We start from the raw sequence: 24,468 nt of genomic DNA, 5'->3' as shown, positions 1-24,468 counted from the left end.
CAGGATGAGGGATTTGGGTTGGATGGGGTCGGCCTGCCGAACGGACTCCGAACGATTACGGCGCCGGCAGCCACGTCTTCGTATAACCCGCGAACTTGTAGGCGATGAGACCGATCCATTCCTTCACGCCGATGTCGAACTCGGACAATCCGTCCGAGGCGAAGGTGGTGAGGCGGTAGGCGTCGCGGGGGCCGCTGGTGCGGTAATCGACCGGATAGGCGGTGACCGGGAACCCGGCCTCGCGGAAGCAGCCGATGGCGCGGGGCATGTGCCATGCGGAGGTGACGAGCAGCCAGCGCTCGCCGGGCTTGGGCAGCACCATGCGGGCGGAGAACACCGCGTTCTCGCGGGTGTTGCGGGATTGCTGCTCCAGGATCAGGCGGTTGCGCGGCACGCCGAGGCTGTCGGCGAAGCGGCTGACGATCTCGGCCTCGGAGATCGGGTGCTCGCGCATGGCGCCGCTGCCGCCGGAGAAGACGAGCCGGGCCTGCGGATAGCGCCGGGCGAGGTCGGCCAGCGCGATCTCCCGCTCGCCCGCATCGTTGACGGTGATCTGGTCGCGGGAAATCGAGGTGTCCGCCTCGACCGCGCCGCCGAGCACGACGATGCCGGTGACCGGCGCGCCGTCGTCGGCAAAGGCCGGAAACCGGTTCTCTAGCGGCATCAGCACCCAGGCCGAGAGCGGCCCGAGGCCGGCGATCAGCAGGCCGAGGAAGCCCGCGAGCGCCATCGCCCGCCCGAGATTGCGGCCGAACTCCGTGAACAGCAGCAGGCAGCCGAGAAGCCCGAGCAGGATCAGAAAGTTCGACGGCGTGATGACGAAGAAGATCAGCTTCGACAGCGGGAAGAACATCTTTGGTCCGGTCGGTCGGGGCGTGTCGGCCGTCATCGTCTGCCCTCCGCCCTATGGCTCAGGTCAGCGGCAGCGACAGAACGGACGAACTGGCCGAACGTTGCGCCAGCCGGTCGCGCCACGCGACGACGTTCGGGCGCTCCGCCTTCTCGAACGGCAGGATCAGCCAGCGATGCGCCGCGCAGCCCACCGCGATGTCGGCGATGGAGAAGGTCTCGCCCGCCACATACGGCGTACCCGCGAGGTGCCGGTCGAGCGTCTCGGCGCAGCGCTCGCCTGCCGCCTGCGAGGCTTCGATGATCGCGGCATTCCGCTTCTCGGGCGCGACCCGCACGAGCTGGAGGAAGGCGTCGCGCATGGCGGGGGTGAAGGCGGTGGCCTGCCAGTCGAGCCACTGGTCGATCAGGGCGCGGGCACGCGGTTCTTCGGGCAGCGCCAGCACGCCGCCATGGGCATGGGCGAGGTAGCGCAGGATCGCGTTCGATTCCCACAGGACGAAGCCGTCCTCCTCCAGCGTCGGCACGAGGCCGTTGGGGTTCATCGCCCGGTAGCGCGCCTCGCCGACGATGCCGTGGGCGCCGCCGGCCTCGATGGGCTCGTAGGGCAGGGCCAGCTCTTCGAGCGCCCAGATCGCCTTCTGGACGTTGGCCGAACTCGCCCGTCCCCACAGCCTGCGCGTCATCGGTCGTCCTTCGGTGGATAGGGATGCACCGTGCCCTGCGGATCGGTGACGCGCCAGCCCTCGGATGCCTCTTCGACATAGCCCGGCCCCACCGGCACCTTGCCGTGGCCGCCGGGGATATCGAGCACGTAGGTCGGCTGGGCGAGGCCTGAGAGCCGCCCACGCAATGTCCGCATCAGCGCCTGCCCCTCGGGGAGGCCGGTGCGCAGATGGCCGGTGCCCGGCGCGAGGTCGCCGTGATGCAGGTAGTAGGGCTTGATCCGGTTCTCGACGAAGCGGCGCATCAGCGCCTCCAGCGTGCCCGCGTCGTCGTTGACGCCGCGCAGCAGCACACTCTGGCTCACCATCGGGATGCCGGCATCGACCAGCCGGGCGCAAGCCGCGCGGGCGGATTCGGAGAACTCGCGCGGATGGTTGGCGTGCAGCGCCACGTAGACCGCGCCGGGAAATCGTTTCAGCGCCGCGACGAGGGCGTCGTCCACGCGGGCCGGCTCCACCACCGGCACGCGGGTGTGGAGCCGCAACACCTTCACGTGCGGGATCGCGCCGAGCGCAGCGGCGATGGCCGCGAGTCGCCGGACCGAGAGGGCGAAGGGATCGCCGCCGGTGAGCACGACCTCCCAGATTTCCTCGCGCGCGGCGATGTAGGCATAGGCGGCTTGAAGCTCCGCCTCGCTCAGCGTGCCGTGACCCTCGGGCCCGACCCGCTCGCGGCGGAAGCAGAAGCGGCAATAGACCGGGCAGATGTGGAGGGGTTTCAGCAGCACGCGATCGGGGTAGCGGTGGACGAGGCCGGGGAGGGGCGCGTGGGCGTCGTCGCCGATCGGGTCGGCGCGCTCGTCCGGGGTGGTCTTAATTTCTTCCGCGCGGGGGACGAACTGGCGGGCGATGGGGTCGGCCGGGTTGGTGGGGTCGATCAGTTCGGCAATGTCGGGGGTGAGCGAGACGGCGTAGCGGGCGGCGACGCGTTCGAGGGCGGGCAGGTTTTCCGCACCAACAAAGCCGGCTTCCGCCAAAGCACCGACAGTCTTGATCGCGCGCGCATCCCTCTCCCCCACGGAAATCGGGCTTGCCCGATTTCCGCATTCCTGAGTGTTCAAGTCGGGCAAGCCCGACTTGAGATGGGAGAGGGTGGCCCCCGAGGGGGGTCGGGTGAGGGGAGCGACGGTGCCGGAGGATTCACCGTCGGCGGCGGCCAAGCGGAGAGGTGGTTCCCCTCTCCCGTCTGCTCCGCAGACACCCTCCCCCGCAGAGGGGGGAGGGTTTTTGGCCGCGCGCTCGTACTTCAACGCGCTCACCGTCCCGTCCCCCGCGCCACCGGCGTCCACACGACATCGTCGATCCGCGGCGCGCCGGTCGCCAGCATCACCAGCCGGTCGAGCCCCAGCGCGATGCCGCTGGCCTCCGGCATGATCGCCAGCGCCTCCAGAAACTCCTCGTCGATGGGATAACGCTCGCCGTAGACCCGTGCCTTCTCGGCCATCTCGATCTCGAAGCGGCGGCGCTGCTCGGCTGGGTCGGTCAGCTCGCCGAAGGCGTTGGCGAGTTCGACGCCGCAGGCATAGAGCTCGAACCGCTCGGCCACCCGCAGATCGTAGGGCACGGGGCGGGCGAGCGCGGCCTCGCTGACGGGGTACTCGCACAGGATCGTCGGCCGGTCCTTGCCGAGATGCGGCTCAATCAGCCCGACGAGGACGCGGGAAAACAGGTCGGCCCAGGTGTCGTCGGGCGCGACCCGCAGGCCGCGGGTGACGACCTGCGCGGCCAGACCCTCGCGGTCGGTGGCGCCGTCGGCTGCGATGGTGGCGAGCAGATCGATCGCGGCATGGCGCTCGAAGGCTTCGGCCAGCGTCAACCGCTCGAACGGGGCGAACGGATCGCAGGTCCGCCCGCGAAAGCTCATGTGCCGCGTTCCCGCGGCCTCGGCGGCGAGCGCCAGCAGGGCGGCGCAATCGGCCATCAGCGTCTGGTAGGTCTCGCCCGCCCGGTACCATTCGAGCATGGTGAATTCGGGGTGATGCAGCACGCCGCGCTCGCGGTTGCGGAACACGCGGGCGAGGCTGAACAGCCGCGTCTCGCCTGCCGCCAGCAGCTTCTTGCAGGCGAATTCCGGCGAGGTGTGGAGGTAGAGCGGCGCGCGCGTCCCGTCCGGCAGCAGCGCCTCGGTGGCAAACGCCGAGAGATGCGCCTCGTTGCCCGGCGAGACCTGCAACGCGGCGGCCTCGACCTCAACGAAGTCGCCCGCCGCGAACCAGTTGCGCAGGCCCGCGACGATGCGGTTGCGGGTCATCAGCAGGGGCCGGCGGTCCGCGTGGACGGCCGGCTGCCACCAGGGCGAGGCCTCGGCGCTCACTGGAGAAAGCTCGCCGGCTGGCAACGGGAGCGCGGATAGGGTAGGGCCTCGCGGATGATTCCGCTCGCACGGCCGTCCGGCGTGTGGGGCAGTGCCGTTCTCGTCAAGCCTTAAGGTCCACGCTCGTGAAAGTGATCGCCAGTACCCTTCGCAAGGGCAACGTCGTCGAGAAGGACGGCAAGCTCTACGTCATCCTGACGGCGGAGAACATCCACCCCGGCAAGGGCACCCCGGTCACCCAGCTCGACATGCGCCGCATCACCGACGGCGTGAAGGTGTCCGAGCGCTACCGCACCACCGAGCAGGTCGAGCGCGCCTTCGTCGAGGACCGCGACCACACCTTCCTGTATCAGGACGGCGAGGGGTTCCACTTCATGAACCCCGAGAACTACGAGCAGATCGCGGTGCCCGAGGACGTGGTCGGCGACGCCGCCCCCTACCTGCAGGAGAGCATGACGGTCACGCTCTCGACCCACAACGGCGTGCCGCTGACGATCGAGCTGCCCCAGCGCGTGACGCTCGAAGTCGCCGAGACCGAGCCGGTGACGAAGGGCCAGACCGCCTCCTCGTCCTACAAGCCGGCGATCCTGTCGAACGGCGTGAAGACCAGCGTCCCGCCCCACATCTCCGCCGGCACCCGCGTCGTCATCATGACGGCCGACGGCTCGTACGTGGAGCGTGCGAAGGATTGATCGGTCGAAGCATCGTCCCGAAAGGTGGTTTCCGGCTCTCGGAAAAAGACGATGCGCCAGCCCGGCTCCGCCGGGCTCCCCTCCGCGCTCGAGGTCGGGCCTGCCCGACTTCGGTTCCGGCTTGGCCGATCCCGGGCAAGCCCGGATTCGGTCGGAAGGGGCCTGCATCGACCTTGTCGTCCGTGCAGGCGGTGAGGGGCGTGGCCGGACGAGGCTACCGCGGTCAGGTATCGGCCGCTTCGGCGAAGATGATCTCGGCGACGCGTCCCGGCGCCTCCTCATGCGCGAGATGGCCCAACCCTCGCACCAGCTCGATCCGGGCGGCGGGCAGCCGGTCGCGGAGCGCGAAGGCGGTGTCGGGGCGGATCGCCTTGTCCTCGCTGCCGACCACGAGGAGCGTGCGGGTGGCGAGCCGCCGCAGGTCGCGGTCGAGGGCGGCGAGGTCCCAGTTCGCCATCATGCCGAGCGCGCCGGAGACGTGGCCGGCGCGGGTGAAGAGGCGGCGGTAGAGATCGAGCCCCTGTTGATCGAGGCGTGAACCGGTGCCGTCGATGAGGCGTCGCACCGCCGCCTTGTCGGCGCTCCAGGCGAAGATCTTGGGCGTGATCGGATTGACGAACAGCATCCGGGCCATGCTGGGGAACAGGATGCTCGCCACCCCCGGAAACGGCGTCAGCGCGCCGTTGAGCGCGACCAGAAGGCTGGGCGCGATGCGCTTGTCGAGGCACATTCGGGCGAGCACCGCGGCCCCCGCCGAGTGGCCGATGGCGAGCTGAGGCGAAACCCCCAAGGAATCGGTCAGGGCGGCGATCGCCTCGGCCATGCCGGGCAGCGACAGGCGGCGGGCGGGCAGCGGATCGGTGAAGCCGTGGCCCGGCAGGTCGGGGGCCAGCACGCGGTAGCGCTCGGCGAGCAGCGGCGCGAGGCCGCGCCAGGAATGGGTCGCCGCCCCGGTGCCGTGCAGGAGCAGCAGGCCGGGTTTGTCCGGCTCGCCGAATTCCTGCACGTGCCAGCGCAAGCCCGCGGCTTCGACGAAGCGGCTGGCGGCGCGGTGGGGCCAGTCGCGGCCGTCGCGCTCCCAAGTGGGGCGGTCCTCGTCGAGAAGCGGCATGAAATACCCTGCGCTCACGCGGTGGCCGCGCGCACGGCGGCGCGCACGCTCCCGGAATCCGCCATCGGCAGCGGGCAGTAGCGCGCCTGCGCGGCCTCGGCGAGGGCCCGCGCCCCGTCCGGCCGCGCGCCGGTGTCGATGACGAGGGTGCGCAGGCCGTGATGGCGCAGCGCCCGGCCCGCGGCCAGCGCCTCTTCCGCTGCGAGCGCGCGTCCGCCCATGCCGGAGCGGGCGACGTTGGCGCGCCCGTCGGTCAGCAGCACCACCACCGGCGTGCCGCCGGCCCGGCGCACCGCGAGCCCGAGCGCCGCCGCGGCGTCGAGCCCGGCCGCCAGCGGCGTGCCGCCCCCGCCGGGCAGGCCGGCCAGCGCCCGCTTGGCCCGCACCAGCGAGCGCGTCGGCGGCAGCAGCACCTCGGCGCCCGCGCCGCGGAAGGCCACCAGCGCCACCCGATCGCGCCGGACGTAGGCCTCGGCCAGCAGCAGCTCGACCGCGCCCTTGGCCTCGGCCAGCCGCTCCAGCGCCGCCGAGCCCGAGGCATCGACGCAGAAGATCGCCGTGGTCTCGCTGCGCTGGCGGAAGCGGCGGATGCGGAAATCCTCGGGGGCGACGATGACGCGGCGCGTCACCCCTTCGCCCCGGCGCAGGCGCTGCCAGGGGGCGGCGGTGCGCAGCGTCGCGATCAGGTCGAGCCGCCCGCGGCGCGGATCGCCCGGCCGGCTCCCCACCGGCCGGCCCTTGTTCAGCGAGGCCGCCGCCGCGCCCTTGCGCCCGGCCTCGGCCCTGCGCAGCGACGGCCCGCCCGCGAGCAGCCGCGCCAGCAGGTCTTTCGGGATGGCCGCCTGGGCGGCTTCGAGGACGACCTCGTCGAGGTTCTTTTGGGGTTGGGCGGATTCCTCCGCCTCGTTATCGGGGGCCGACGACTCTTCCGGTTGAGACTGTGCTTCCGGCGGCGGCTCGGCCTGTTCCTCCGGCGCGCTCGCCTCCCCGTCCTGCGGTTCGGGCGCGGGAAGCCGCGTCGCCCGCGGGGCCAGGACGAGGCGTGCGGCCTCCATCAGCGCGGCGTCGTCCGGCGCGCCGCCCGCGGCGATGCGGGCGGCGCGCAGCGCCAGGAGCGGGGCGCGTAGCGAGGCGATCCCGAGCGCCGCTGCGGTGGTGCAGAGGATCGTGACGGGATCGTCCGCACTTTCCCTTCCCCACGGATCTCGGGCTTGCCCGAGATCCGCTTCTTCCATGCCCAGATCGGGCAAGCCCGATCTGGGTGGAGAGGGGTAGGGGTGGGGGTGGTGCCGGATGAGGCTCGGCGATCCATCCTGAACCACCCCCACCTCCGGCTCCTCCCCGCAAGGGGGAGGAGGGGCCTGCGCCTCCCGCAGGCTCACCCCGGTCAGATCGATCCGGAACGCCAGTCGGTCGGCGAGCGCGTCGGCCACCGCCTCGTCCTCGACGCCTTCGTCCAGCAGCACGAGCCCGATCCGGGCCGGCAGGCGGGCGGCGAGGCCGTCGCGTTCCAGCGCGATCACGCCGGTGTCGAGGGCGGCGCAGAGGCGGGCGACCGTGCCGGGCTCCAGCCGCTCGGCCATCGGCACCACCACGACGCCGCCATCGGCCTCCGCCAAGAGGCCGCTCTGCGCCACCGGGCGGCCGGCGCGGAGCGTCGCGGGCAGGTCGAGGCCGCCGATCAGGCGGTCGTCGCCGATGCCGGGGGGCAGGCGGCGGATGGGACCGGAGACATGCGTGCGCAACAGGTCGAGCCAGCGGTCGCGCACCGGGCCGGCGCCGGCGCGCAGCACGAGGCCGCCGAGGCCGTGCGGGTCGGCGGCAAACAGCGCGAGGGCGCGCACGGCGTCGTCCCAGGCCGGGTTCGGCGCGGGCTCGCCCAAGGCGTCAGCGCCGGAACAGCGGGTGCTCGACCCGGTCGCCGGCCCGGATGCCGAGCTTGGCCGCGGTGCCGGCATTGAGTTCGAGCACCGACAGCACCGGCTCGCCCGAGGGGATGATCTGCGTCGACAGCGGCTCGGTGTCGGCGGCGATGCGGGCGATCGAGCCGTCGGAGCGGATGAACACCATGTCGAGCGGCAGGTAGGTGTTCTTCATCCACATGTTGACCGGCATCGGCCGCTCGAAGTCGAACAGCATGCCGTGGTCGGCCGCCATGGTGCGGCGGTACATCAGGCCCTTGGCGCGCTGCGCGTCGTTGCGCATCACCTCGACCTTGAAGGCGCGGCGCCCGTCCTTGGTGACGATGGCGAGCGGCTCGGTCGGCGCCTGCTCGACGACGACCGAGGGTTCTTCCGCGCGGGCGGAAGAGAGCGGCACGGCGAGCGCCGCGAGGCAGGCGAGGACGATTTTCGAGGGGACGCGCACGAAAAACCTCGTCAGTGGGAGGCCGGAAGCGCCCCGTCGACGAGGCGGACTTCCGCCGCCATAGCACCCTTCGAGCCGTCGCCGTAGCGCACCAGCACCGTCTCGCCCGGTTTCAGCTCGGCGATGCCGTAGCGGCGCAGGGTCTCCATGTGGACGAAGATGTCCGGCGTGCCCTCGCCGCGGCTGACGAAGCCGAAGCCGCGCAGGCGGTTGAACCACTTCACCACCGCGGTCTCCAGCCCGCTCGTCGGTGTGACCGAGACGTGGGTGCGCGGCATCGGCAGTTCGGAGGGGTGGGTCGCGGTCGATTGATCGAGCGAGATCACCCGGAAAGTCTGCCAGCCGCGGGCGCGGCGCACGGCCTCGACCACGATCCGCGCGCCCTCGCTCGCGGCCTGGTGCCCGTCGCGGCGCAGGCAGGTGATGTGCAGCAGCACGTCCGGCGAGCCGTCGTCGGGCACGATGAACCCGAACCCCTTCGACACGTCGAACCACTTGATGCGGCCCGCGATCTCCACGAGGTCGAGTGGCGGCTCGGCCTCCGCCCCGTGGTCGAGGTCCCGTGCGGAGTCCTTCGACTCCGTGGACCGGGCGAGGCCCGGACCGGCTCCGTAATCGTTCGACATGTAAGCAACCCGTGCCGAATCGCGCCGTGCAATTCCGCTGCTACGTTAACAAAGTCCCGATTCCCTGAAAGCCCGTTTGACCGGCATTGAGACACCGGGCGGAAGCAATTTTGCCCGCCATGGCGGCGGTGCCTCACCTGATGTCGCGACCGGTGCCGAAGGATCGGGCAGGCGCGGACACGCCCGTCCTCGCCCCGGCCGGAGCGGGATGGTAGGGCCGCGCCATGTCGGTTCCTTCGCCTTCCGCCGCGCCGCGCGGTCGCCTCGATGCCCTCGACGTCGCCCGCGCCGCCGCGCTCGCCGCGATGGCGGGCTACCACACCCTATGGGACCTCGGTTTCCTTAGGCTGACGCCGGAGAACTACGCCCTGACCCCGCCGGGGCGGCTCGCGGCCCATGGCATCGCCGGATCGTTCCTGTTGCTGGTCGGCATCGGGCTGGTGCTGGCCAACCGAGCCGGGGTGCGGTTCGGACGCTTCGTCGGGCGCATCGCCCGGATCGGCGGGGCCGCCGCGCTCATCACGGTCGCGACGTATTTCGCGTTCCCCGACAGCTACATCTTCTTCGGCATCCTGCACTGCATCGCCGCCTCCAGCCTGCTCGGCCTGCCGTTCGTGTTCGCGCCGGTGTGGCTCACGGCGCTCACCGCCATGGCCGTGCTCTTGGCGCCCACGCTGATCGCGCATCCGTGGCTCGATGCGCCGGAGCTGTACTTCCTCGGCCTCGGACGGGGACGGCCGGACACCAACGATTGGGTGCCGCTGTTTCCCTGGTTCGGGATCGTGCTGGCCGGGATCGCACTCGCCCGGCTCGGCGGGCCGGCCGCGCTGACCGGGGCCCTCGCCCGCTGGCGTGCACACAGCCGACCGGCACGGGCGGCGGCTTTCGCCGGGCGGCACAGCCTCGCTTTCTATCTGGTGCACCAGCCGGTGCTGCTGGCCGTGCTGTACGCTGTGGTCAGCCTCACCGGGCCGCATCCGCGGGCCGGGGCGGCGAGCTTTCGCGCGACCTACGCGCAAAACTGCGTCCGCACCGGCGGCGGGGCGGAATCGTGCCGGGTCGCGGCGCGCTGCACCGAGCAGGCGCTGCGGCGGGAGGGCTTGTGGGGCTTGGGCGCGCCCTATTCGCCGGAGCAACGGCTGACGGCGCAGGGACTGTCGCAGGGCTGCTACGAGGCCGCCGAGGGGACGGCGCCGCCGCTTTGAGCCGCGGCCCCGGCGGTGACCACGCATCCCCGCATGCGGCGAGCGGGTCGCGACCGTGGCTGTCCGGCGGCGACGGCGAGGAGCACGGAAGGGGGCGGAGACCGAACCGTTCCATCGGGAGGCACGCCACACACCCCTTGCGCGCCTCGCGCCCCGGTGGTTAGTGTCAACTCATGTTGACACTCGCCGTCAAGCCGATGGACGTGAGCGACCCGGATCACCGGCCGCACGCGGTCGTGATCGGCTCCGGCTTCGGCGGGTTGGCAGCCGCCGTGCGGCTCGGGGCGCGGGGCTACCGCGTCACCGTGCTGGAGCGGCTGGAGCAGCCGGGGGGCCGCGCCCGCGTCCACCGGCAGGACGGCTTCACCTTTGATGCCGGCCCCACCATCGTCACCGCGCCGTTCCTGTTCGAGGAGCTGTGGCGCCTGTGCGGGCGCGACATGGCGCAGGACGTGGCGCTCGTGCCGATGCGCCCGTTCTACCGCATCCGCTTCGACGACGGATCGAGCTTCGCCTACAGCGACGACCGGGCGGCCATGCGCGCCGAGGTCGCCCGATTCTCGCCCGAGGACGTCGAGGGCTACGAGCGCTTCATGGCCCACAGCGCGGCCGTCTGCCGGGTCGGCTTCGAGGAACTCGGCCACGTGCCGTTCGACAAATTCGGGAGCATGCTGCGCATCGCGCCCGACCTCCTGCGTTTGTCGGGCCATCGCAGCGTCTACGACGTAGTCGCCCGCTTCCTGCGCGACGAGCGCCTGCGCACGATCTTCAGCTTCCACCCGCTGCTGATCGGCGGCAATCCGTTCCGGGCGAGCGGCATCTACTGCCTGATCGCCCATCTCGAACGGCAATGGGGCGTCCACTTCGCCATGGGCGGGACGGGGAGCCTCGTGGACGGCCTCGCCGGGCTGATCCGGGGGCAGGGCGGGACGATCCGCTGCGGCGCCGACGTGGCGCAGATCCGCCTCAACGGCGGGGCGGCGACCGGGGTGCAACTGGTGGGCGGCGAGACGATCCCCGCCGACATCGTCGTCTCGAACGCCGATTCGGCCACCACCTACCGCAAGCTGCTCGGCGGCACGACGCGGCGCTGGAGCAAGCGGAAGCTGGAGCGCGCCGCCTCCTCCATGGGGCTGTTCGTCTGGTACTTCGGCACGAACCGGAAATTCCCCGAGGTCGATCACCACACGATCCTGATGGGCCCGCGCTACCGCGAGCTTCTGGCCGACATCTTCGACCGCAAGCATCTGGCCGAGGATTTCAGCCTCTACCTGCATCGCCCGACCGCGACCGATCCGCTGCTGGCGCCCGAGGGGTGCGACGCCTTCTACGTGCTCTCGCCGGTGCCCAACCTCGCCGGCGGCCAGAACTGGACGGCGCTCGCCGAGCCGTACCGGCAGAAGATCGAACGATACCTCGAAGCGACCGTGATGCCGGGCCTGTCCGCATCGCTCGTCACCTCCAAGGTGACGACGCCCCAGGATTTCGCCGACGACTTCCTCAGCTTCCGCGGCTCCGGCTTCGGCCTGGAGCCGGTGCTGACGCAATCCGCATGGTTCCGGCCGCACAACCGGTCGGAAGACGTGGCCAACCTCTACCTCGTGGGCGCCGGGACGCATCCCGGCGCCGGCCTGCCGGGCGTGCTGTCCTCCGCACGCGTTCTCGATGCCGTGGTGCCGGATGCGCGTGTTTCCGCCTGAGCCGTCCTTCTCCGTCTCGGAGGCCGACCACGCCGCCTGCCGGGCGGCGATCCGTGCCGGCTCGAAGAGTTTTTACGCGGCCTCGATGCTGCTGCCGGGAAGAGTCCGGCGCCCGGCCTACGGGCTCTACGCCTTCTGCCGCCTCTCCGACGACGCGGTGGACGAGGCGGGCGGTGATCGCGCCGCCGCGCTCGCCCGGCTGGAGCGGCGCCTCGCCCTGGCCCAGGCCGGCCGTCCCGAGAACCACCCGGCCGACCGGGCGCTCGCCGACGTGCTGGCCGTCCACGCCATCCCCGAGGCGCTGCCCCGCGCCCTGCTCGAAGGCCTCGCCTGGGACATTGCGGGCCGCCGCTACGCCACGCTCTCCGAGCTGTCCGCCTACGGCGCCCGCGTCGCGGGTGCGGTCGGGGCGATGATGAGCCTCGTCATGGGCGTGCGCGACGCCGCCGCGCTCGCCCGCGCCTGCGACCTCGGCGTCGCCATGCAGTTCACCAACATCGCCCGCGACGTCGGCGAGGATGCCCGGGCCGGCCGTCTCTACCTGCCGCTCGACTGGCTCGACGAGGCCGGCATCGACCCGGCCGCCTTCCTGGCCGACCCGCAGGCGACGCCGGCCCTGCGTGCGATCGTGGCTCGGCTGCTGGCCTCGGCCGAAGCGCTCTACGCCCGCTCCGAGCCCGGCATCGCCATGCTGCCGGCGGGCTGCCGGCCTGCGATCCGCGCCGCACGCCTGATCTACGCCGAGATCGGCCGGGAGGTGGAAGCCAACGGCCTCGATTCGGTCAGCCGCCGCGCCCGCGTGCCGGGCGCCCGAAAGGCCGCGCTGCTCGCCCGCGCCGCGCTTCCCGTCGCCACCGCCGCCGATCCGCTGGCGGCGGCACTGCCCGAAACCGCCTATCTGGTCGAGGCGGTGCAGCGCCATCCTGCACCGCTCGCGGGCCGGCGCCTGCCGCCGTGGTGGGACTTCTCCGGTCAGGCGGTGCGCGTCCTCGATCTGATCGAGGCGCTGGAGGAGCGCGACGCCTTCCGCCGCTCCGCGCCCTCGTGAGCGACCACGGCTTCGCCGCCCTCGATATCGGCCTCGCCTTTGGGGTGATCCTCGGCATCGCCGTCTGGCAGCTCGTGCGGGTCAAGCGCTCGATCCGCCGCGACCGCGAGGAAGCCGCGCGCAAACTGCACGGCCCGTGATCGCCGCGCTCGCCCTCGAACTTTTGCTGATCGGCCTCGCCGTCTGGCAGCTCGTCGTGCTGCGCCGGAGCCAGCGCGCCGACCGTGAGCGGGAGAAGGACGAACCGTAGGTTTCCCGCCCTTTTGCGCCAGCAAGCGCCGGTTTTCGGGAAGAATCCGCCTCCGACCGCGGGCACGCTCGACGCGTCTTCGCGCCGCCCGGCCTTGCCTCGGAGGATCGTCGTGCCCACAGCATCGCTCAAGCGGGAATCCGTCTCCGCCGTCCTTCCCTTCCTCCTCCCGGCCGAGAGGCGCCCCTCCATGCCCCCACCCGATCCCGCGATCGATGCGCCGACCTATCGCGAGGCGATGGCGCGGATCGCGAGCGCGGTGCATCTCGTCACCACCGACGGCCCCGGCGGCCGGGCCGGCTTCACCGCGACCGCCGTGTGCAGCGTCAGCGATTCACCGCCGACCCTGCTGGTCTGCCTCAACCGCACGGCCTCGGCCTACCCGGCCTTCCAGGCCAACGATGCCTTGTGCGTCAACACCCTGTCGAGCGAGTTGCGCCCGGTGGCCGAAGCCTTCGGCGGCGCGCTGCCGCGCTCCGAGCGCTTCGGCGCCGCCCGTTGGGAGGAACTCGCGACCGGAGCGCCGACGCTGCCCGGCGCGCTCGCCGTGTTCGATTGCCGCATCACCGAGCGCTCCACGGTCGGCACGCACGACATCCTGCTCTGCGAGGTCGTGGCCCTGGCGTTGCGCCCGGAAGAAGCCGGCTCCGGCGCGAGTCTGCTCTACGCCGCACGGCGCTACCGCACCCTGCCGATGGACGAGGCCGCGTCCGATTGATCGCACGGGGTCTCACCCCGCGCCGTCATTGCGAGGCGAAACGGATCGAACGAAGCCCGTCGGGGGTTGAGCCCGGCGCCTGCTTTTCCCGTGGACGGCCGCGCCGTTCGGGGTTAATTTTTCGTTCGCTTCATCGCAGGACGCGAAAGGGGCCGGCGCGCCCCTTCCTTCCGCCAGCCCGAGGGCGTGTCCATGTCGAGCGGCCGCTTTTCGTTCTGCTTCGTTCTCGCCGCCTGCCTCGTCTCCGGGGCGGCCTGGGCCGAGGGGGAAGGCGAGGGGACGAGTTGGACCGATCCGCCCGCCCGCACCGCCCCGCAGGAGCCGGCCAAACCCGCCGAGGCGAAGCCGCCGGAGCCCGCCCGGACGGAGCGGGCCCCGGAGCCGGCGCCCCGCGAGCCGACGCAGGCCCGGCAGGAGCCGCCCGCGCCGACGCCATCCGCCCCGACACAGGCCGAGCAACGTCAGGAGCAGATCCGGCGCGCCGTCGCCCGCTCGACGGCGGAGCGCGAGGCCGAGGCCCGCGGCATCCGCACCCCGCGCCGCAGCGTGGTCGAGCGGCCGGCGCCGCGCTCGGTCGAGCGCCCGCGGCGCATGAGCGAACGCCTGCCGCCGTCCTACCTGCGGGAACGGCACGCGTTCCGGCCCCGCAGCCTCCGCCGTCCGGTCTACGGCTATGCCGATCCGATGCCGGCCTACGAGCGCTACGAGGCCGGCCCGCCGGCCTATGACGGGCCGGATTACCGGGCGCGCCGCCTCGCCCAGGCGCGGTCGGCGGGCTACCTCGTCATGCGCTCGCGCAGCTACGCCTATCCGGACGGTACCGTGGTCCGGCGGCTCACGCCGATCAGCGGCGACGATTTCTACGACTGAAACACACGAAAAAGGGCGCCGCACTTGTGGAATGCGGCGCCCTCGAAGGCTCGGTGACGGCTCGGCGTCCTAGCGGATGCGGCCGGGCCGGGTCGGCTCGAACACGATGCGGCGGTGATAGGCGCACCAGCTCTTGCCGTCGGCGACCGGCGCGCCGCAGCAGACCGCCTGATCGCTCGGCTCGCCGATGATGAACTTGCAGACGAAGGCGCCGGACTGCGCGAACGGCACCCGGAACTCGGCGGACGGCTCCGCGATCGGGTTGGCCTCACCGATCTGCGGCAGGCGGAAAAGCTGGTTCATCGGATCGACACTCGGTATTGTGAGACTCGCTGACGTCGGTGCGAGGGCGGGGCGATGCCCGCGGGGAGGGAGGTCACGGCCAACCCGACCTCTCCATCGCGCCGGAGCCCATGGGCGACGAGGCCGGGGCCGCGCGGTCGCGGAGACAAGTCGAATCAGGCAGGCCGTTGATCGGTCGTAAGTAAGCCGCTTTGCGCCACAGGCAAGCCCCGCATGGGTCGCAGGCGCCTTGCGTACAGAGCAAATGTCCGGGAGCCGGGGCGGCCCGCCCCGTCGGCGGCGGCGGCGGGCTTCCTTGCGGCTCCGGGACCGGGGTGGTATCCGGCCGCCCGTCAGGAGAGGTCATCGCCACGACATGCATGCGCTCGTCACCGGCTCGGCTGGCTTCATCGGCCACGCCCTCAGCCGCCGCCTGCTGACCGAAGGCCACAGCGTCACCGGGTTCGACGGCTTCTCCGATTATTACGACGTCGCGCTCAAGCGGGCCCGGCACGACGAGCTGAGCCGGTTCGAGACCTTCACGGCGGTCGAGGCGCGGCTGGAGACGCCCGGCGCCGTGCGCGACGCGATGGCGGCGGCCAAGCCCGACATCGTGTTCCATCTCGCCGCCCAGGCGGGCGTACGCTACAGCCTGATCAACCCGGATTCCTACGTCGCGTCCAACCTCGTCGGCACCGCCAACCTCTTGGAGGCGGTGCGGGCGCATCCGGTGCGCCACCTGATGATGGCCTCGACGAGTTCGGCCTATGGCGGCAACAAGCGGATGCCGTTCCGCGAGACCGACCGCTCGGTCACCCCGCTGACGCTCTACTCCGCCTCCAAGCTCGCCACCGAGGCGATGGCGCATTCCTACGCCCACCTGTTCTCGGTGCCGACGACGGCGTTCCGCTTCTTCACGGTCTACGGCCCCTGGGGCCGGCCCGACATGGCCCTGTTCCTGTTCACCCGAAAGATCCTGGCGGGCGAGCCGATCGAGGTGTTCGGCGAGGGCGCGGCCGAGCGCGACTTCACCTATATCGACGATCTGGTGGATGCGGTGCTGCGGCTGTCGGACCGGCCGCCGCCGCTGCCGTCGCAGGGCGGACCGGTCTGCCCTGCCGACAGCCTGAGCGACGTCGCGCCCTACCGTCTCGTCAACATCGGCGGCGGCCAGCCGGCGCGGCTCGACGCGATGATCGCGGCGCTGGAGGCGGCGCTCGGCCGCACGGCGCAGCGCATCCTCAAGCCACTGCCGCCGGGCGACGTGGTGCGTACCCATGCCAGCACGGAGTTGCTGGACGCGCTGATCGGGCGCGTGCCCGAGACGCCGCTGGAGACCGGCATCGCGGCCTTCGTGGCGTGGTACCGGGAGTATTACCGCGAGGCCTGATCCGCCGGGACGGCCGGCGCGCGACGCCACCGGTCGCGCCGGCCCCGGACACGTGAGCACCGGGCTCGAAGGACACGCCAGAAAGGGTTTTCGATGCGGATAGCGATGATTGGTTCGGGCTATGTCGGCCTGGTGTCGGGGGCGTGCTTCGCCGATTTCGGGCACGAGGTGGTCTGCGTCGATGTCGATCCGAGGAAGATCGAGGCGCTGGAGGCCGGCCGCATGCCGATCTACGAGCCCGGCCTCGAAACGCTGGTCGCCGACAACGTCCGGGCCAAGCGCCTGTCCTTCACCACCGATCTCAAGCCGGCGGTGGCCGGGGCGGATGCCGTGTTCATCGCGGTCGGCACGCCCTCGCGCCGCGGCGACGGCTTCGCCGACCTGTCCTACGTCTACGCCGCCGCCAAAGAGATCGCCCAGGCGGTGACCGGTTACACCGTGGTGGTGACCAAATCGACCGTGCCGGTCGGCACCGGCGACGAGGTCGAGCGCATCATCCGCGAGGCCAACCCGAACGCCGAGGTCGGCGTCGCCTCGAACCCCGAGTTCCTGCGCGAGGGCGCGGCCATCGGCGACTTCAAGCGCCCCGACCGCATCGTCATCGGCGCCGAGGACGAGCGCGCCGCGGACGTCATGCGCGAGGTCTACCGCCCGCTCTATCTCAACGCCGCGCCGATCCTCGTCACCGGGCGCCGCACGGCCGAGCTGACCAAGTACGCCGCCAACGCGTTCCTGGCGACCAAGATCACCTTCATCAACGAGATCGCGGATCTCTGCGAGAAGGTGGGGGCCAACGTGCAGGAGGTCGCCCGCGGCATCGGGCTCGACAACCGCATCGGTTCGAAGTTCCTGCATGCCGGCCCCGGCTACGGCGGCTCGTGCTTCCCCAAGGACACGCTGGCCTTGGTCAAGACGGCGCAGGACTACGCGACCCCGATCCGGATCGTCGAGACGGTGGTGTCGGTCAACGACCAGAGGAAGCGCGCGATGGCCCGCAAGGTGATCGCGGCGGCCGGGGGCTCGGTGCGGGGCAAGACGGTGGCTTTGCTCGGTCTGACGTTCAAGCCGGACACCGACGACATGCGCGACGCGCCCTCGCTGTCGATCATCTCCGGTCTTCAGGACGGCGGGGCGCGGGTGGTGGCGTTCGACCCCGAGGGGATCGAGCAGGCCAAGCCGCTGCTGGAGGGCGTGACTTACGCCGAGGACGCGTACGCCTGCGCCACGGGTGCGGACGTGGTGGTTCTGGTGACGGAATGGAGCGCGTTCCGGGCGCTCGACCTGCCGCGGCTGAAGGGCCTGATGGCGGCCCCGGTGATGGTCGATCTGCGCAACGTCTACTCGCCGCAGGAGGCCGCCAAGCACGGCTTCCGCTACACCGGCGTCGGCGTCGTCTGAGGCGGCGCCCGATCCCCGTTCCGCCCGCTTCAGCGGGCGGTGCGGCGGGCGAGCAGGCTGTAGAGCACCTGCGCGGCGACGACGCCCATCACGGCCGCCGTGCCCTTCACCGAGAAATCGAACAGCCGCCCGTGCCGACTCGCGGTGAGCCCCTGGGCCAGTTCGAGCAGGCCGGCCATGGCGACGCTCGCCACCACCGCCAGCCGCCAGCGGCGGGGATAGGACAGGGCGAGCAGGAAGCCGAACAGGGCGTAGGCCGCCGCCCGCTCCAGATGCGGCGAGGCGACGACCGGCCGTGCCTCGATCGGCGAGAGCGTCACGAAGACGAGGATCGCGGCAACGATCCAGGCCGCGAAGCGAACGAGGGTCAGCATCCCTCCCTCGTGGCGCAGCCGCCTCGGTACGGTCAAGCGACGAATCGGCAGCCCTGCCGCGCGGGTTTTTTGTTTCAGGGCCCGAGCCTTCGCTCCGGCAGCGAGAGTCCGCAGCGCAGCGCCGCACCGGCCTCTCTCGGCAATTCGCCTCGGGTTGCACCTGAAACCTCAGGTCGATTTTTTCCGGATATCCCCAATTTGGAGGATGCGACTCCCCCGAATCTCGATGCCTCCTGTTCCCGTCGATCACGCCGCCGCGGCGCGGGGCCTCTTCGGGCGACGAAGGGCAGACCGGTCCGGGCGGGCCTTCTGAGGGGGAGACAGAGATGATCCGGGAAAGCGAGGACGTGCCGCGCTGGCTTCAGCGCCGCGAGAGCCGCAAGGCCGGCCGCTACGACGGCAACAAGGTCGTGCGCTGGATCGCGCGAGGCAACCTGAAGGAGCGTGACGCCGGGGCCTCGGCGGAGACGCAGGCCGCGCCCGATTGGCCGCGCGTCGGCGGCTTCGGCATGCTGCGGCTGGTGACGGACAATCGGGCGGTGTGAGGTTTTTTGGGTTTTCAGCCGCCCGGCCGGATCGCCTCCGCGCCGGGCGGCGTCCGTTCGACCGGCCCGATCGCGCCCCATCCGGCGATGTCGCGCGCCGGATGGCTTCGGCTCCGCCTCGCCATGACGGAGGGAGACGGAGCCGAAGCGATGATTCCGAAAAGAATCAGCGCGAGAACTTCTTGTACTTCAGCTTCTTCGGGATGATCGAGTCGGTGCCCAGGCGCCGCTTCTTGTCGGCCTCGTAGTCCGAGAAGTTTCCTTCGAACCACTCGACGTGGCTGTCGCCCTCGAAGGCGAGGATGTGGGTCGCGATGCGGTTCAGGAACCAGCGATCGTGGCTGATGATCACGGCGCAGCCCGCGTAATCCTCCAGGCCCTCTTCGAGCGCCCGCAGGGTCTCCATGTCGAGGTCGTTGGTCGGCTCGTCGAGGAGCAGAACGTTGCCGCCCTTGCGCAAGGTCGCTGCGAGGTGGACGCGGTTGCGCTCGCCGCCCGAGAGCACGCCGACCTTCTTCTGCTGGTCGCCGCCCTTGAAGGCGAAGGCCGCGCAATAGGCGCGGGAATTGATCTCGCGCTTGTTGAAGTACAGGATGTCGTTGCCGCCCGAGATTTCCTGCCACACGGTCGAGTTCGGATCGAGCGCGTCGCGCGACTGATCGACGTAGCCGAGATGCACGCTCTCGCCGATGGCGATGGTGCCGGCATCGGGCTGCTCGTTGCCGGTGATCATCTTGAACAGGGTGGTCTTGCCGGCGCCGTTGGGGCCGATGACGCCGACGATGCCGCCCGGCGGCAGCTTGAACGACAGGTCCTCGATCAGCAGGCGGTCGCCGTAGGCCTTGTTGAGGTTCTTGAACTCGATGACGTTCTGGCCGAGCCGCTCGGTGATCGGGATGACGATCTGCGCGGTGGCGTCGACCTTCTGCTGCTGCTTGGCGACCAGCTCCTCGTAGCGGGTGATGCGCGCCTTGGACTTGGACTGGCGGGCCTTCGGCGAGGCCGCGATCCACTCCTGCTCGCGGGCGATGGAGCGCTGGCGGGCCATGTCCTCGCGGCCCTCCTGCGCCAGGCGCTTCTGCTTCTGCACCAGCCAGGACGAGTAGTTGCCCTCGTAGGGGATGCCCTTGCCGCGGTCGAGTTCGAGGATCCAGCTCGTGACGTTGTCGAGGAAGTAGCGGTCGTGGGTCACGATCAGGATCGCGCCGGGATACTGGCGCAGGTGGCCCTCCAGCCAGTTCACGGTCTCGGCGTCGAGGTGGTTGGTCGGCTCGTCCAGCAGCAGGAGTTCAGGCTCCCACAGCAGCAGGCGGCAGAGCGCGATGCGGCGGCGCTCGCCGCCCGACAGCGTGGCGACGGGCTGCTCGTCGCTGGGGCAGCCGAGCGCCTCTATGGCCTGATCGACCTTGGAATCCAGCTCCCAGAGGTTGCCCGCCTCGATCTTGTCCTGGAGCGCGGTCATCTCGTCCGCGGTCTCGTCGGAATAGTTCATGGCGAGTTCGTTGTAGCGGTCGAGCAGGGCCTGCTTCTCGGCCACGCCCTCCATCACGTTCTCGCGCACCGACTTCTCGGGATCGAGCTGCGGCTCCTGCGGCAGGTAGCCGACGCGCGCGCCCTGCGCGACCCAGCCGTCGCCGGTGAAGTCCTTGTCGATGCCGGCCATGATCTTGAGCAGCGTCGACTTGCCCGAGCCGTTGATGCCCAAGACGCCGATCTTGGCGTCGGGGTAGAACGACAGGTTGACGTTATCGAGGACCTTCTTGCCGCCCTGGTAGGTCTTGTTGAGACCCCGCATGTGGTAGATGAAATCGCGGGCCATGTGCGCTCGTCCTTGAGAGAGGAACCGTGCCGGCTCAGACCGGAGATCGGCGGATGCGCGCCGCCCTGCGCGGGGCTGGCCCTGGTTCAGGGCTGCCGCGCGGGCGCCGTCCGCTCACGGGTGAAGAATTTGGGTTTCCGAGTATCAGGGCCGCCCGGCAGGGGCAAGGACGGGGCTCAGGCGAAGGGGTTTCGGACCTCGGCCGCGGCCTCCGGCTCCTCGGCGACCTTTTCGGGCAAGTCCTCGCCTTCGAGCGCCGTCACGATGGCGTCGAGGGTCGCCCTCAGGTCGCGGGCGCGGCGCAGCCCCTCGCGGTCGCGGGTGAGGTCGAGGGAGCCGTGCAGCGCGATGCGCGCCGTGCCGTTCTCGATCGAAAAGTTTTCGAACGTGCGGACGGCCGCATCGTCGGCAAAGGGCTTGAAGGCGGGATCGGCCTTGCGGGTCATGGAGCTTCGACTCTCAAAAAATCGCCCGCATCAGCTCGCGCCACAGGCGCTTGAGCACGTCGTGGGCCAGTTGGCGGAAGAAGTCGCCCCAGGATTCGGCCCTGGCCTCCCCGCGGGAGAATTCCTGAGGTTCGGGCAGGTCCATGGCCCTGGCCTTGGCGGCGTCGGGGAGCGCCGGAAACACGTCGATCCCGGTGGTGTCGCGGAGAGCGGCGAGCGAGACCGCCTTCCACTCGGCCCCGGCCTCGTTGGCCGCGAGATAGGCGCCGGCCTCGCCGGAGCGGGGATCGTAGACCGCCTTGTAGAGCTGCGTCGGCACCAGCACCCGGCCCTTGATCGCGCCGACGTTGCGGCCGGAGAAGATCGGGCCGGTGACGACGAACAGCTCGCCGCGCTCGGAGGCGAGGCGCCGCACGCTTTCCTCGATGCCGGCCCACAGGCTGCGGTTCACGCTGCGGTTCTGCGGCACGATGTTGGCGAGCGTGAAGGACTGCGCCTGCGCCTCGGGGCTCGGCATGTCGCCCGCGGGGGCGAGATGGCCGCGGTCGAACCCGCTATGGACGTAGTCGGCCAGCGTCGCGCGGTCGTCGGCGGGCAGGCGGTCCTCGTCGTGGAAGGCGTCGTCGCGCTCGACCCGCCGGGCGGCGGAGACGCTGGCCCGCGTCAGCCGCTCGGCGGCATAGAGCGGTGTGCGCGAGACGCCGGAATGCAGTACCGCGAAGGCGTCGAAGCAGAGCGGGACCGTGCGCTCTTCGAGTTTCTTGTTGGACAGGACCGGCGCACGGCCGTCCGCAAACAGGGCCGGGCAGGCGGGGGCCGTGTCGGCGAGCGCGGTGCCGGGCGGGACCGCCAGCAGCGCGATTAGGACGACTCGAAAGAGAATCATGCGGCGGCGCTAGAAGCAGACCCGGACCCGGCGGGGTCCGGAGGGGGTGTAGCGCCAGCGGATGCCGCAGGGGCGGCCGAGCGCCCCGCGGGCGGTGCCCTCGAACGGGCGCACGTCGCGGTCCGGCGGCCCCGGCGGGCGGTGGCAGCGGACGGGCCACGCGCAGTCGCTTCGGCGCTCCGTTTTTTCCGCGCGGCCGGCATCCGCGGTCGCGGGCGCGGCGGTCGTGACCAGCGCCGCGAGCGCCAGGATCGGGAGGGTCGAAATCGGAATCATCGTGCCGAGGGCCACCTTCGCGGGGCGGCCCGATGTTGATCGGACCGCCCGAACTCCATACTTAAAGCCCTCACCAGCGCGAAACAGGCGGCTTCCTTAACTGTGAAGGCATGCGGGACACGCGAATCCTGCAAATGCTTGGGCGCTGTTGCACTCGGATCATGGCATCCTGTGACCGGATCGCGGTAAGGTGCATGTTCGAATGTCCGTCGAACGGGTGGGAAAGCCGCCGATTCGGGGGACGCACGGAATCAGCGGAGCGGTCCGCGACCGGGGTGAGACGCCGAAATTGCGCCGCCCCGTCCCGAGCCGCCCGAAGGCGGCCCGGGCCGCCGTCGAGAAATGGGTGAAGACTTTGGCACTTGCGGACACGACGATCCTCGAAGGTCTTGAGACGCCGGACCGGCTGCGGCTGCTGCCGGAGAGCAAGCTGCAGGAAGTGGCCGACGCCGTGCGCGCCGAGATGATCGACGCCGTCTCGATCACCGGCGGCCATCTCGGCTCGGGCCTCGGCGTGGTCGAACTCACCGTCGCGCTGCATCACGTGTTCGACACCCCCGACGACCGCATCGTCTGGGACGTCGGACACCAGTGCTACCCGCACAAGATCCTCACCGGACGCCGGGACCGCATCCGCACCCTGCGCCAGGGCGGCGGGCTGTCGGGCTTCACCAAGCGGTCCGAGAGCGAGTACGACCCGTTCGGCGCAGCCCATTCCTCGACCTCGATCTCGGCGGCGCTCGGCATGGCGGTGGGCCGCGATCTTGCCGAGGCCGACGCCAAGGCGAAGGGCACCGATCCGGGGCGTCGCCGCAACATGATCGCGGTGATCGGCGACGGCTCGATGTCGGCCGGCATGGCCTACGAGGCGATGAACAACGCCGGCGCGCTGCACTCGCGCCTCATCGTCATCCTCAACGACAACGACATGTCGATCGCGCCGCCGGTGGGCGCCATGTCCGCGTATCTGGCGCGGCTCGCGTCCGGCGGCACCTATCGCGGCCTGCGCGAGACGGCCAAGCAACTCGGCAAGCTCCTGCCCAAGGCCCTCTACGAGCGCGCCGTGCGCGCCGAGGAATATGCCCGCTCGCTCGTCGTCGGCGGCGGGACGATGTTCGAGGAGATGGGTTTTTACTACGTCGGCCCGGTCGACGGCCACAACCTCGACCACCTGCTCCCCGTCCTCAAGAACGTGCGCGACTCGGATCAGGGCCCGATCCTGCTCCACGTCGTCACGCAGAAAGGCAAGGGCTACGGCCCGGCCGAGGCCTCCGCCGACCGCTATCACGGCGTGGTCAAGTTCGACGTGCTGTCCGGCGTGCAGGCGAAGGCCAAGGCGAACGCGCCGGCCTATACCCGTGTGTTCGGCGAGAGCCTGATCAAGGCCGCCGACGCCGACCCGAAGGTTGTGGCGATCACCGCCGCCATGCCCGGCGGCACCGGCATCGACCTGTTCGGCAAGGCCCACCCCGACAAGACCTTCGATGTCGGCATCGCCGAGCAGCACGCCGTGACCTTCGCGGGCGGCCTCGCCACCGAGGGCTACAAGCCGTTCGTGGCGATCTACTCGACCTTCCTGCAACGGGCCTACGATCAGGTCGTGCACGACATCGCCCTGCAGAACCTGCCCGTCCGCTTCGCCCTGGACCGCGCCGGTCTGGTCGGTGCCGACGGCGCGACCCACGCGGGCGCGTTCGATCTGGCCTATCTCTGCTGCCTGCCGAACATGACGGTGATGGCGGCCGCCGACGAGGCCGAGCTGGTGCACATGGTGGCGACCGCGCATGCCCACGACACCGGCCCGATCGCGCTGCGCTATCCCCGCGGCGAGGGCGTCGGCGTCGAGCTGCCGGAGCACGGCGAGGTTCTGGCCATCGGCCGCGGTCGCGTGGTGCGCCGGCCCGAGGGGGCGCGGGTGGCGCTGCTGTCGCTCGGCACCCGCCTGTCGGAGGCGCTGAAGGCCGCCGACGCGCTGGAGGCCGAGGGCGTGGCGGTGACGGTCGCGGATGCGCGCTTCGCCAAGCCGCTCGACGCGGAGCTGGTGGTCGATCTGGCGAACAGCCACGAGGTTCTGGTGACGGTCGAGGAGGGCTCGGTCGGCGGGTTCGGGGCGATGGTTCTGCATCTGCTCGCCGAGCGCGGCGTGCTGGATGCGGGCCGGGTTCGGGTGCGGACGCTGACGCTGCCGGACCTGTATCAGGACCACGATAAGCCGGAAAAAATGTACGCCGAGGCCGGCCTCGACGCCGAGGGCATCCTCAAGGCGGTCCGCGCCGCGCTGCCCGAGCAGAAGAAGGGCAGCCGCACGGGGCGCCTGCGGTTGGCGTAAACCCCGCCGTCATTCCGGGGCCGCGCAGCGGAACCCGGAATCCACCCGAGATGCGCGGCTTCACGAGGCGTCGAGGCCAGTCGTGGATTCCGGGTTCGCCTTCGGCGCCCCGGAATGACGGTCGCGATTAACAAGGAGACTTCGAACTCACCTCAGCCGAGTTCGAAGACCCACCACGCGGGCGCGGCGCTTGCCGCGCTGCGTCATGAATGAGAGAAGCGCCGCACCGTTCCGAACCGCCGAATCGG

General features: G+C 71.0%; 25 protein-coding genes. 11 read left to right on the top strand and 14 right to left on the bottom strand.

The annotated features are described in order from the left end of the window. Window positions 1–55: 55 nt before the first annotated feature. The 4 genes from AAHG03_RS05930 to epmA form a co-directional block, all read right to left on the bottom strand. Entirely contained in the window at window positions 56–853 is a 798-nt protein-coding gene (locus tag AAHG03_RS05930; protein WP_342149760.1) for a YdcF family protein, read from the bottom strand. 58 nt (window positions 854–911) lie between these two features. After that, a complete protein-coding gene (locus tag AAHG03_RS05925) occupies window positions 912–1,535 on the bottom strand; it encodes a glutathione S-transferase family protein (protein WP_342149451.1) in 624 nt (207 codons plus the stop codon). Beyond that, window positions 1,532–2,593, bottom strand: a complete 1,062-nt coding sequence (locus AAHG03_RS05920) for a lysine-2,3-aminomutase-like protein (protein WP_412759720.1) — start codon at window positions 2,591–2,593, stop codon at window positions 1,532–1,534. The genes AAHG03_RS05925 and AAHG03_RS05920 overlap by 4 nt, the downstream gene beginning before the upstream one ends. A gap of 236 nt (window positions 2,594–2,829) precedes the next feature. Beyond that, a complete protein-coding gene (epmA, locus tag AAHG03_RS05915) occupies window positions 2,830–3,888 on the bottom strand; it encodes an EF-P lysine aminoacylase EpmA (protein WP_342149450.1) in 1,059 nt (352 codons plus the stop codon). 125 nt (window positions 3,889–4,013) lie between these two features. On the opposite strand from epmA, the gene efp reads away from it, so the two are divergent. Next, window positions 4,014–4,580 carry an elongation factor P gene (gene efp, locus AAHG03_RS05910; RefSeq protein WP_342149449.1) on the top strand — a complete coding sequence of 189 codons (567 nt, stop codon included), beginning with the start codon at window positions 4,014–4,016 and terminating at the stop codon, window positions 4,578–4,580. A gap of 223 nt (window positions 4,581–4,803) precedes the next feature. Here efp and bchO read toward each other — a convergent pair whose 3' ends face one another. From bchO to AAHG03_RS05890, 4 genes are read right to left on the bottom strand one after another with little or no spacing between them, the layout of a single operon-like run. Next, window positions 4,804–5,691 (bottom strand): alpha/beta fold hydrolase BchO, encoded by an 888-nt coding sequence (gene bchO / locus AAHG03_RS05905; RefSeq protein ID WP_342149447.1) that lies wholly within the window; start codon window positions 5,689–5,691, stop codon window positions 4,804–4,806. A 14-nt stretch (window positions 5,692–5,705) separates the two neighbouring features. Continuing rightward, window positions 5,706–7,574: a magnesium chelatase subunit D gene (locus AAHG03_RS05900; RefSeq protein WP_342149446.1), complete on the bottom strand. Its 1,869-nt coding sequence runs from the start codon at window positions 7,572–7,574 to the stop codon at window positions 5,706–5,708. 4 nt (window positions 7,575–7,578) lie between these two features. Then, window positions 7,579–8,058 carry a DUF192 domain-containing protein gene (locus AAHG03_RS05895; RefSeq protein WP_342149444.1) on the bottom strand — a complete coding sequence of 160 codons (480 nt, stop codon included), beginning with the start codon at window positions 8,056–8,058 and terminating at the stop codon, window positions 7,579–7,581. Between the two features lie 11 nt (window positions 8,059–8,069). Then, window positions 8,070–8,684 (bottom strand): cold-shock protein, encoded by a 615-nt coding sequence (locus AAHG03_RS05890; protein WP_342149443.1) that lies wholly within the window; start codon window positions 8,682–8,684, stop codon window positions 8,070–8,072. Between the two features lie 224 nt (window positions 8,685–8,908). Here AAHG03_RS05890 and AAHG03_RS05885 point away from each other — a divergent pair, with 224 nt between their 5' ends. The 6 genes from AAHG03_RS05885 (at window position 8,909) to AAHG03_RS05860 (ending at window position 14,475) form a co-directional block, all read left to right on the top strand. Continuing rightward, on the top strand, window positions 8,909–9,889 hold the full coding sequence (locus AAHG03_RS05885; RefSeq protein WP_342149442.1) for a DUF1624 domain-containing protein: 981 nt from the start codon (window positions 8,909–8,911) through the stop codon (window positions 9,887–9,889). 173 nt (window positions 9,890–10,062) lie between these two features. Continuing rightward, window positions 10,063–11,589 (top strand): phytoene desaturase, encoded by a 1,527-nt coding sequence (locus AAHG03_RS05880; protein ID WP_342149441.1) that lies wholly within the window; start codon window positions 10,063–10,065, stop codon window positions 11,587–11,589. Then, complete coding sequence (locus tag AAHG03_RS05875) at window positions 11,570–12,637, top strand: phytoene/squalene synthase family protein (protein WP_342149439.1); 1,068 nt, start codon at window positions 11,570–11,572, stop codon at window positions 12,635–12,637. Before AAHG03_RS05880 ends, AAHG03_RS05875 begins: the two co-directional genes overlap by 20 nt. Continuing rightward, entirely contained in the window at window positions 12,634–12,777 is a 144-nt protein-coding gene (locus AAHG03_RS05870; RefSeq protein WP_342149437.1) for a hypothetical protein, read from the top strand. The genes AAHG03_RS05875 and AAHG03_RS05870 overlap by 4 nt, the downstream gene beginning before the upstream one ends. A gap of 300 nt (window positions 12,778–13,077) precedes the next feature. Next, window positions 13,078–13,605 carry a flavin reductase gene (locus tag AAHG03_RS05865; protein ID WP_342149435.1) on the top strand — a complete coding sequence of 176 codons (528 nt, stop codon included), beginning with the start codon at window positions 13,078–13,080 and terminating at the stop codon, window positions 13,603–13,605. A 192-nt stretch (window positions 13,606–13,797) separates the two neighbouring features. Further along, entirely contained in the window at window positions 13,798–14,475 is a 678-nt protein-coding gene (locus tag AAHG03_RS05860; protein WP_342149433.1) for a hypothetical protein, read from the top strand. Window positions 14,476–14,544: 69 nt separating this feature from the next. Here the strand turns inward: AAHG03_RS05860 and AAHG03_RS05855 are convergent, their stop codons facing one another. Then, on the bottom strand, window positions 14,545–14,778 hold the full coding sequence (locus AAHG03_RS05855; RefSeq protein ID WP_056243178.1) for a GcrA family cell cycle regulator: 234 nt from the start codon (window positions 14,776–14,778) through the stop codon (window positions 14,545–14,547). A 355-nt stretch (window positions 14,779–15,133) separates the two neighbouring features. Here AAHG03_RS05855 and AAHG03_RS05850 point away from each other — a divergent pair, with 355 nt between their 5' ends. Further along, on the top strand, window positions 15,134–16,147 hold the full coding sequence (locus AAHG03_RS05850) for an NAD-dependent epimerase/dehydratase family protein (RefSeq protein WP_342149432.1): 1,014 nt from the start codon (window positions 15,134–15,136) through the stop codon (window positions 16,145–16,147). Window positions 16,148–16,240: 93 nt separating this feature from the next. Continuing rightward, window positions 16,241–17,545: a UDP-glucose dehydrogenase family protein gene (locus tag AAHG03_RS05845; protein ID WP_342149430.1), complete on the top strand. Its 1,305-nt coding sequence runs from the start codon at window positions 16,241–16,243 to the stop codon at window positions 17,543–17,545. Window positions 17,546–17,574: 29 nt separating this feature from the next. Here AAHG03_RS05845 and AAHG03_RS05840 read toward each other — a convergent pair whose 3' ends face one another. After that, complete coding sequence (locus AAHG03_RS05840; protein WP_342149429.1) at window positions 17,575–17,919, bottom strand: VanZ family protein; 345 nt, start codon at window positions 17,917–17,919, stop codon at window positions 17,575–17,577. A gap of 326 nt (window positions 17,920–18,245) precedes the next feature. On the opposite strand from AAHG03_RS05840, the gene AAHG03_RS05835 reads away from it, so the two are divergent. Continuing rightward, a complete protein-coding gene (locus AAHG03_RS05835; protein WP_342149428.1) occupies window positions 18,246–18,464 on the top strand; it encodes a hypothetical protein in 219 nt (72 codons plus the stop codon). A 166-nt stretch (window positions 18,465–18,630) separates the two neighbouring features. On the opposite strand, the gene ettA is transcribed toward AAHG03_RS05835, so the two are convergent. The 4 genes from ettA to AAHG03_RS05815 form a co-directional block, all read right to left on the bottom strand. Beyond that, a complete protein-coding gene (ettA, locus tag AAHG03_RS05830; protein WP_342149427.1) occupies window positions 18,631–20,283 on the bottom strand; it encodes an energy-dependent translational throttle protein EttA in 1,653 nt (550 codons plus the stop codon). Window positions 20,284–20,459: 176 nt separating this feature from the next. Next, window positions 20,460–20,729, bottom strand: a complete 270-nt coding sequence (locus AAHG03_RS05825; protein ID WP_342149425.1) for a hypothetical protein — start codon at window positions 20,727–20,729, stop codon at window positions 20,460–20,462. 13 nt (window positions 20,730–20,742) lie between these two features. Next, a complete protein-coding gene (locus AAHG03_RS05820) occupies window positions 20,743–21,615 on the bottom strand; it encodes a DNA/RNA non-specific endonuclease (RefSeq protein WP_342149424.1) in 873 nt (290 codons plus the stop codon). A 9-nt stretch (window positions 21,616–21,624) separates the two neighbouring features. Continuing rightward, the gene (locus tag AAHG03_RS05815) at window positions 21,625–21,891 is read right to left on the bottom strand and encodes a hypothetical protein (protein ID WP_412759719.1); all 267 of its coding nucleotides are present in this window, start codon (window positions 21,889–21,891) and stop codon (window positions 21,625–21,627) included. 355 nt (window positions 21,892–22,246) lie between these two features. On the opposite strand from AAHG03_RS05815, the gene dxs reads away from it, so the two are divergent. After that, window positions 22,247–24,220, top strand: coding sequence for a 1-deoxy-D-xylulose-5-phosphate synthase (gene dxs, locus AAHG03_RS05810; protein ID WP_342149755.1), 1,974 nt, complete (start codon window positions 22,247–22,249; stop codon window positions 24,218–24,220). Window positions 24,221–24,468 lie beyond the last annotated feature (248 nt).

Origin of the sequence: Methylorubrum subtropicum (assembly GCF_038442325.1) — a bacterium.
Taxonomy (GTDB): Bacteria; Pseudomonadota; Alphaproteobacteria; order Rhizobiales; family Beijerinckiaceae; genus Methylobacterium; species Methylobacterium subtropicum.
The sequence above is the reverse complement of the archived record's forward strand: the minus strand, read 5'-3'. Positions and strand labels throughout refer to the sequence as shown.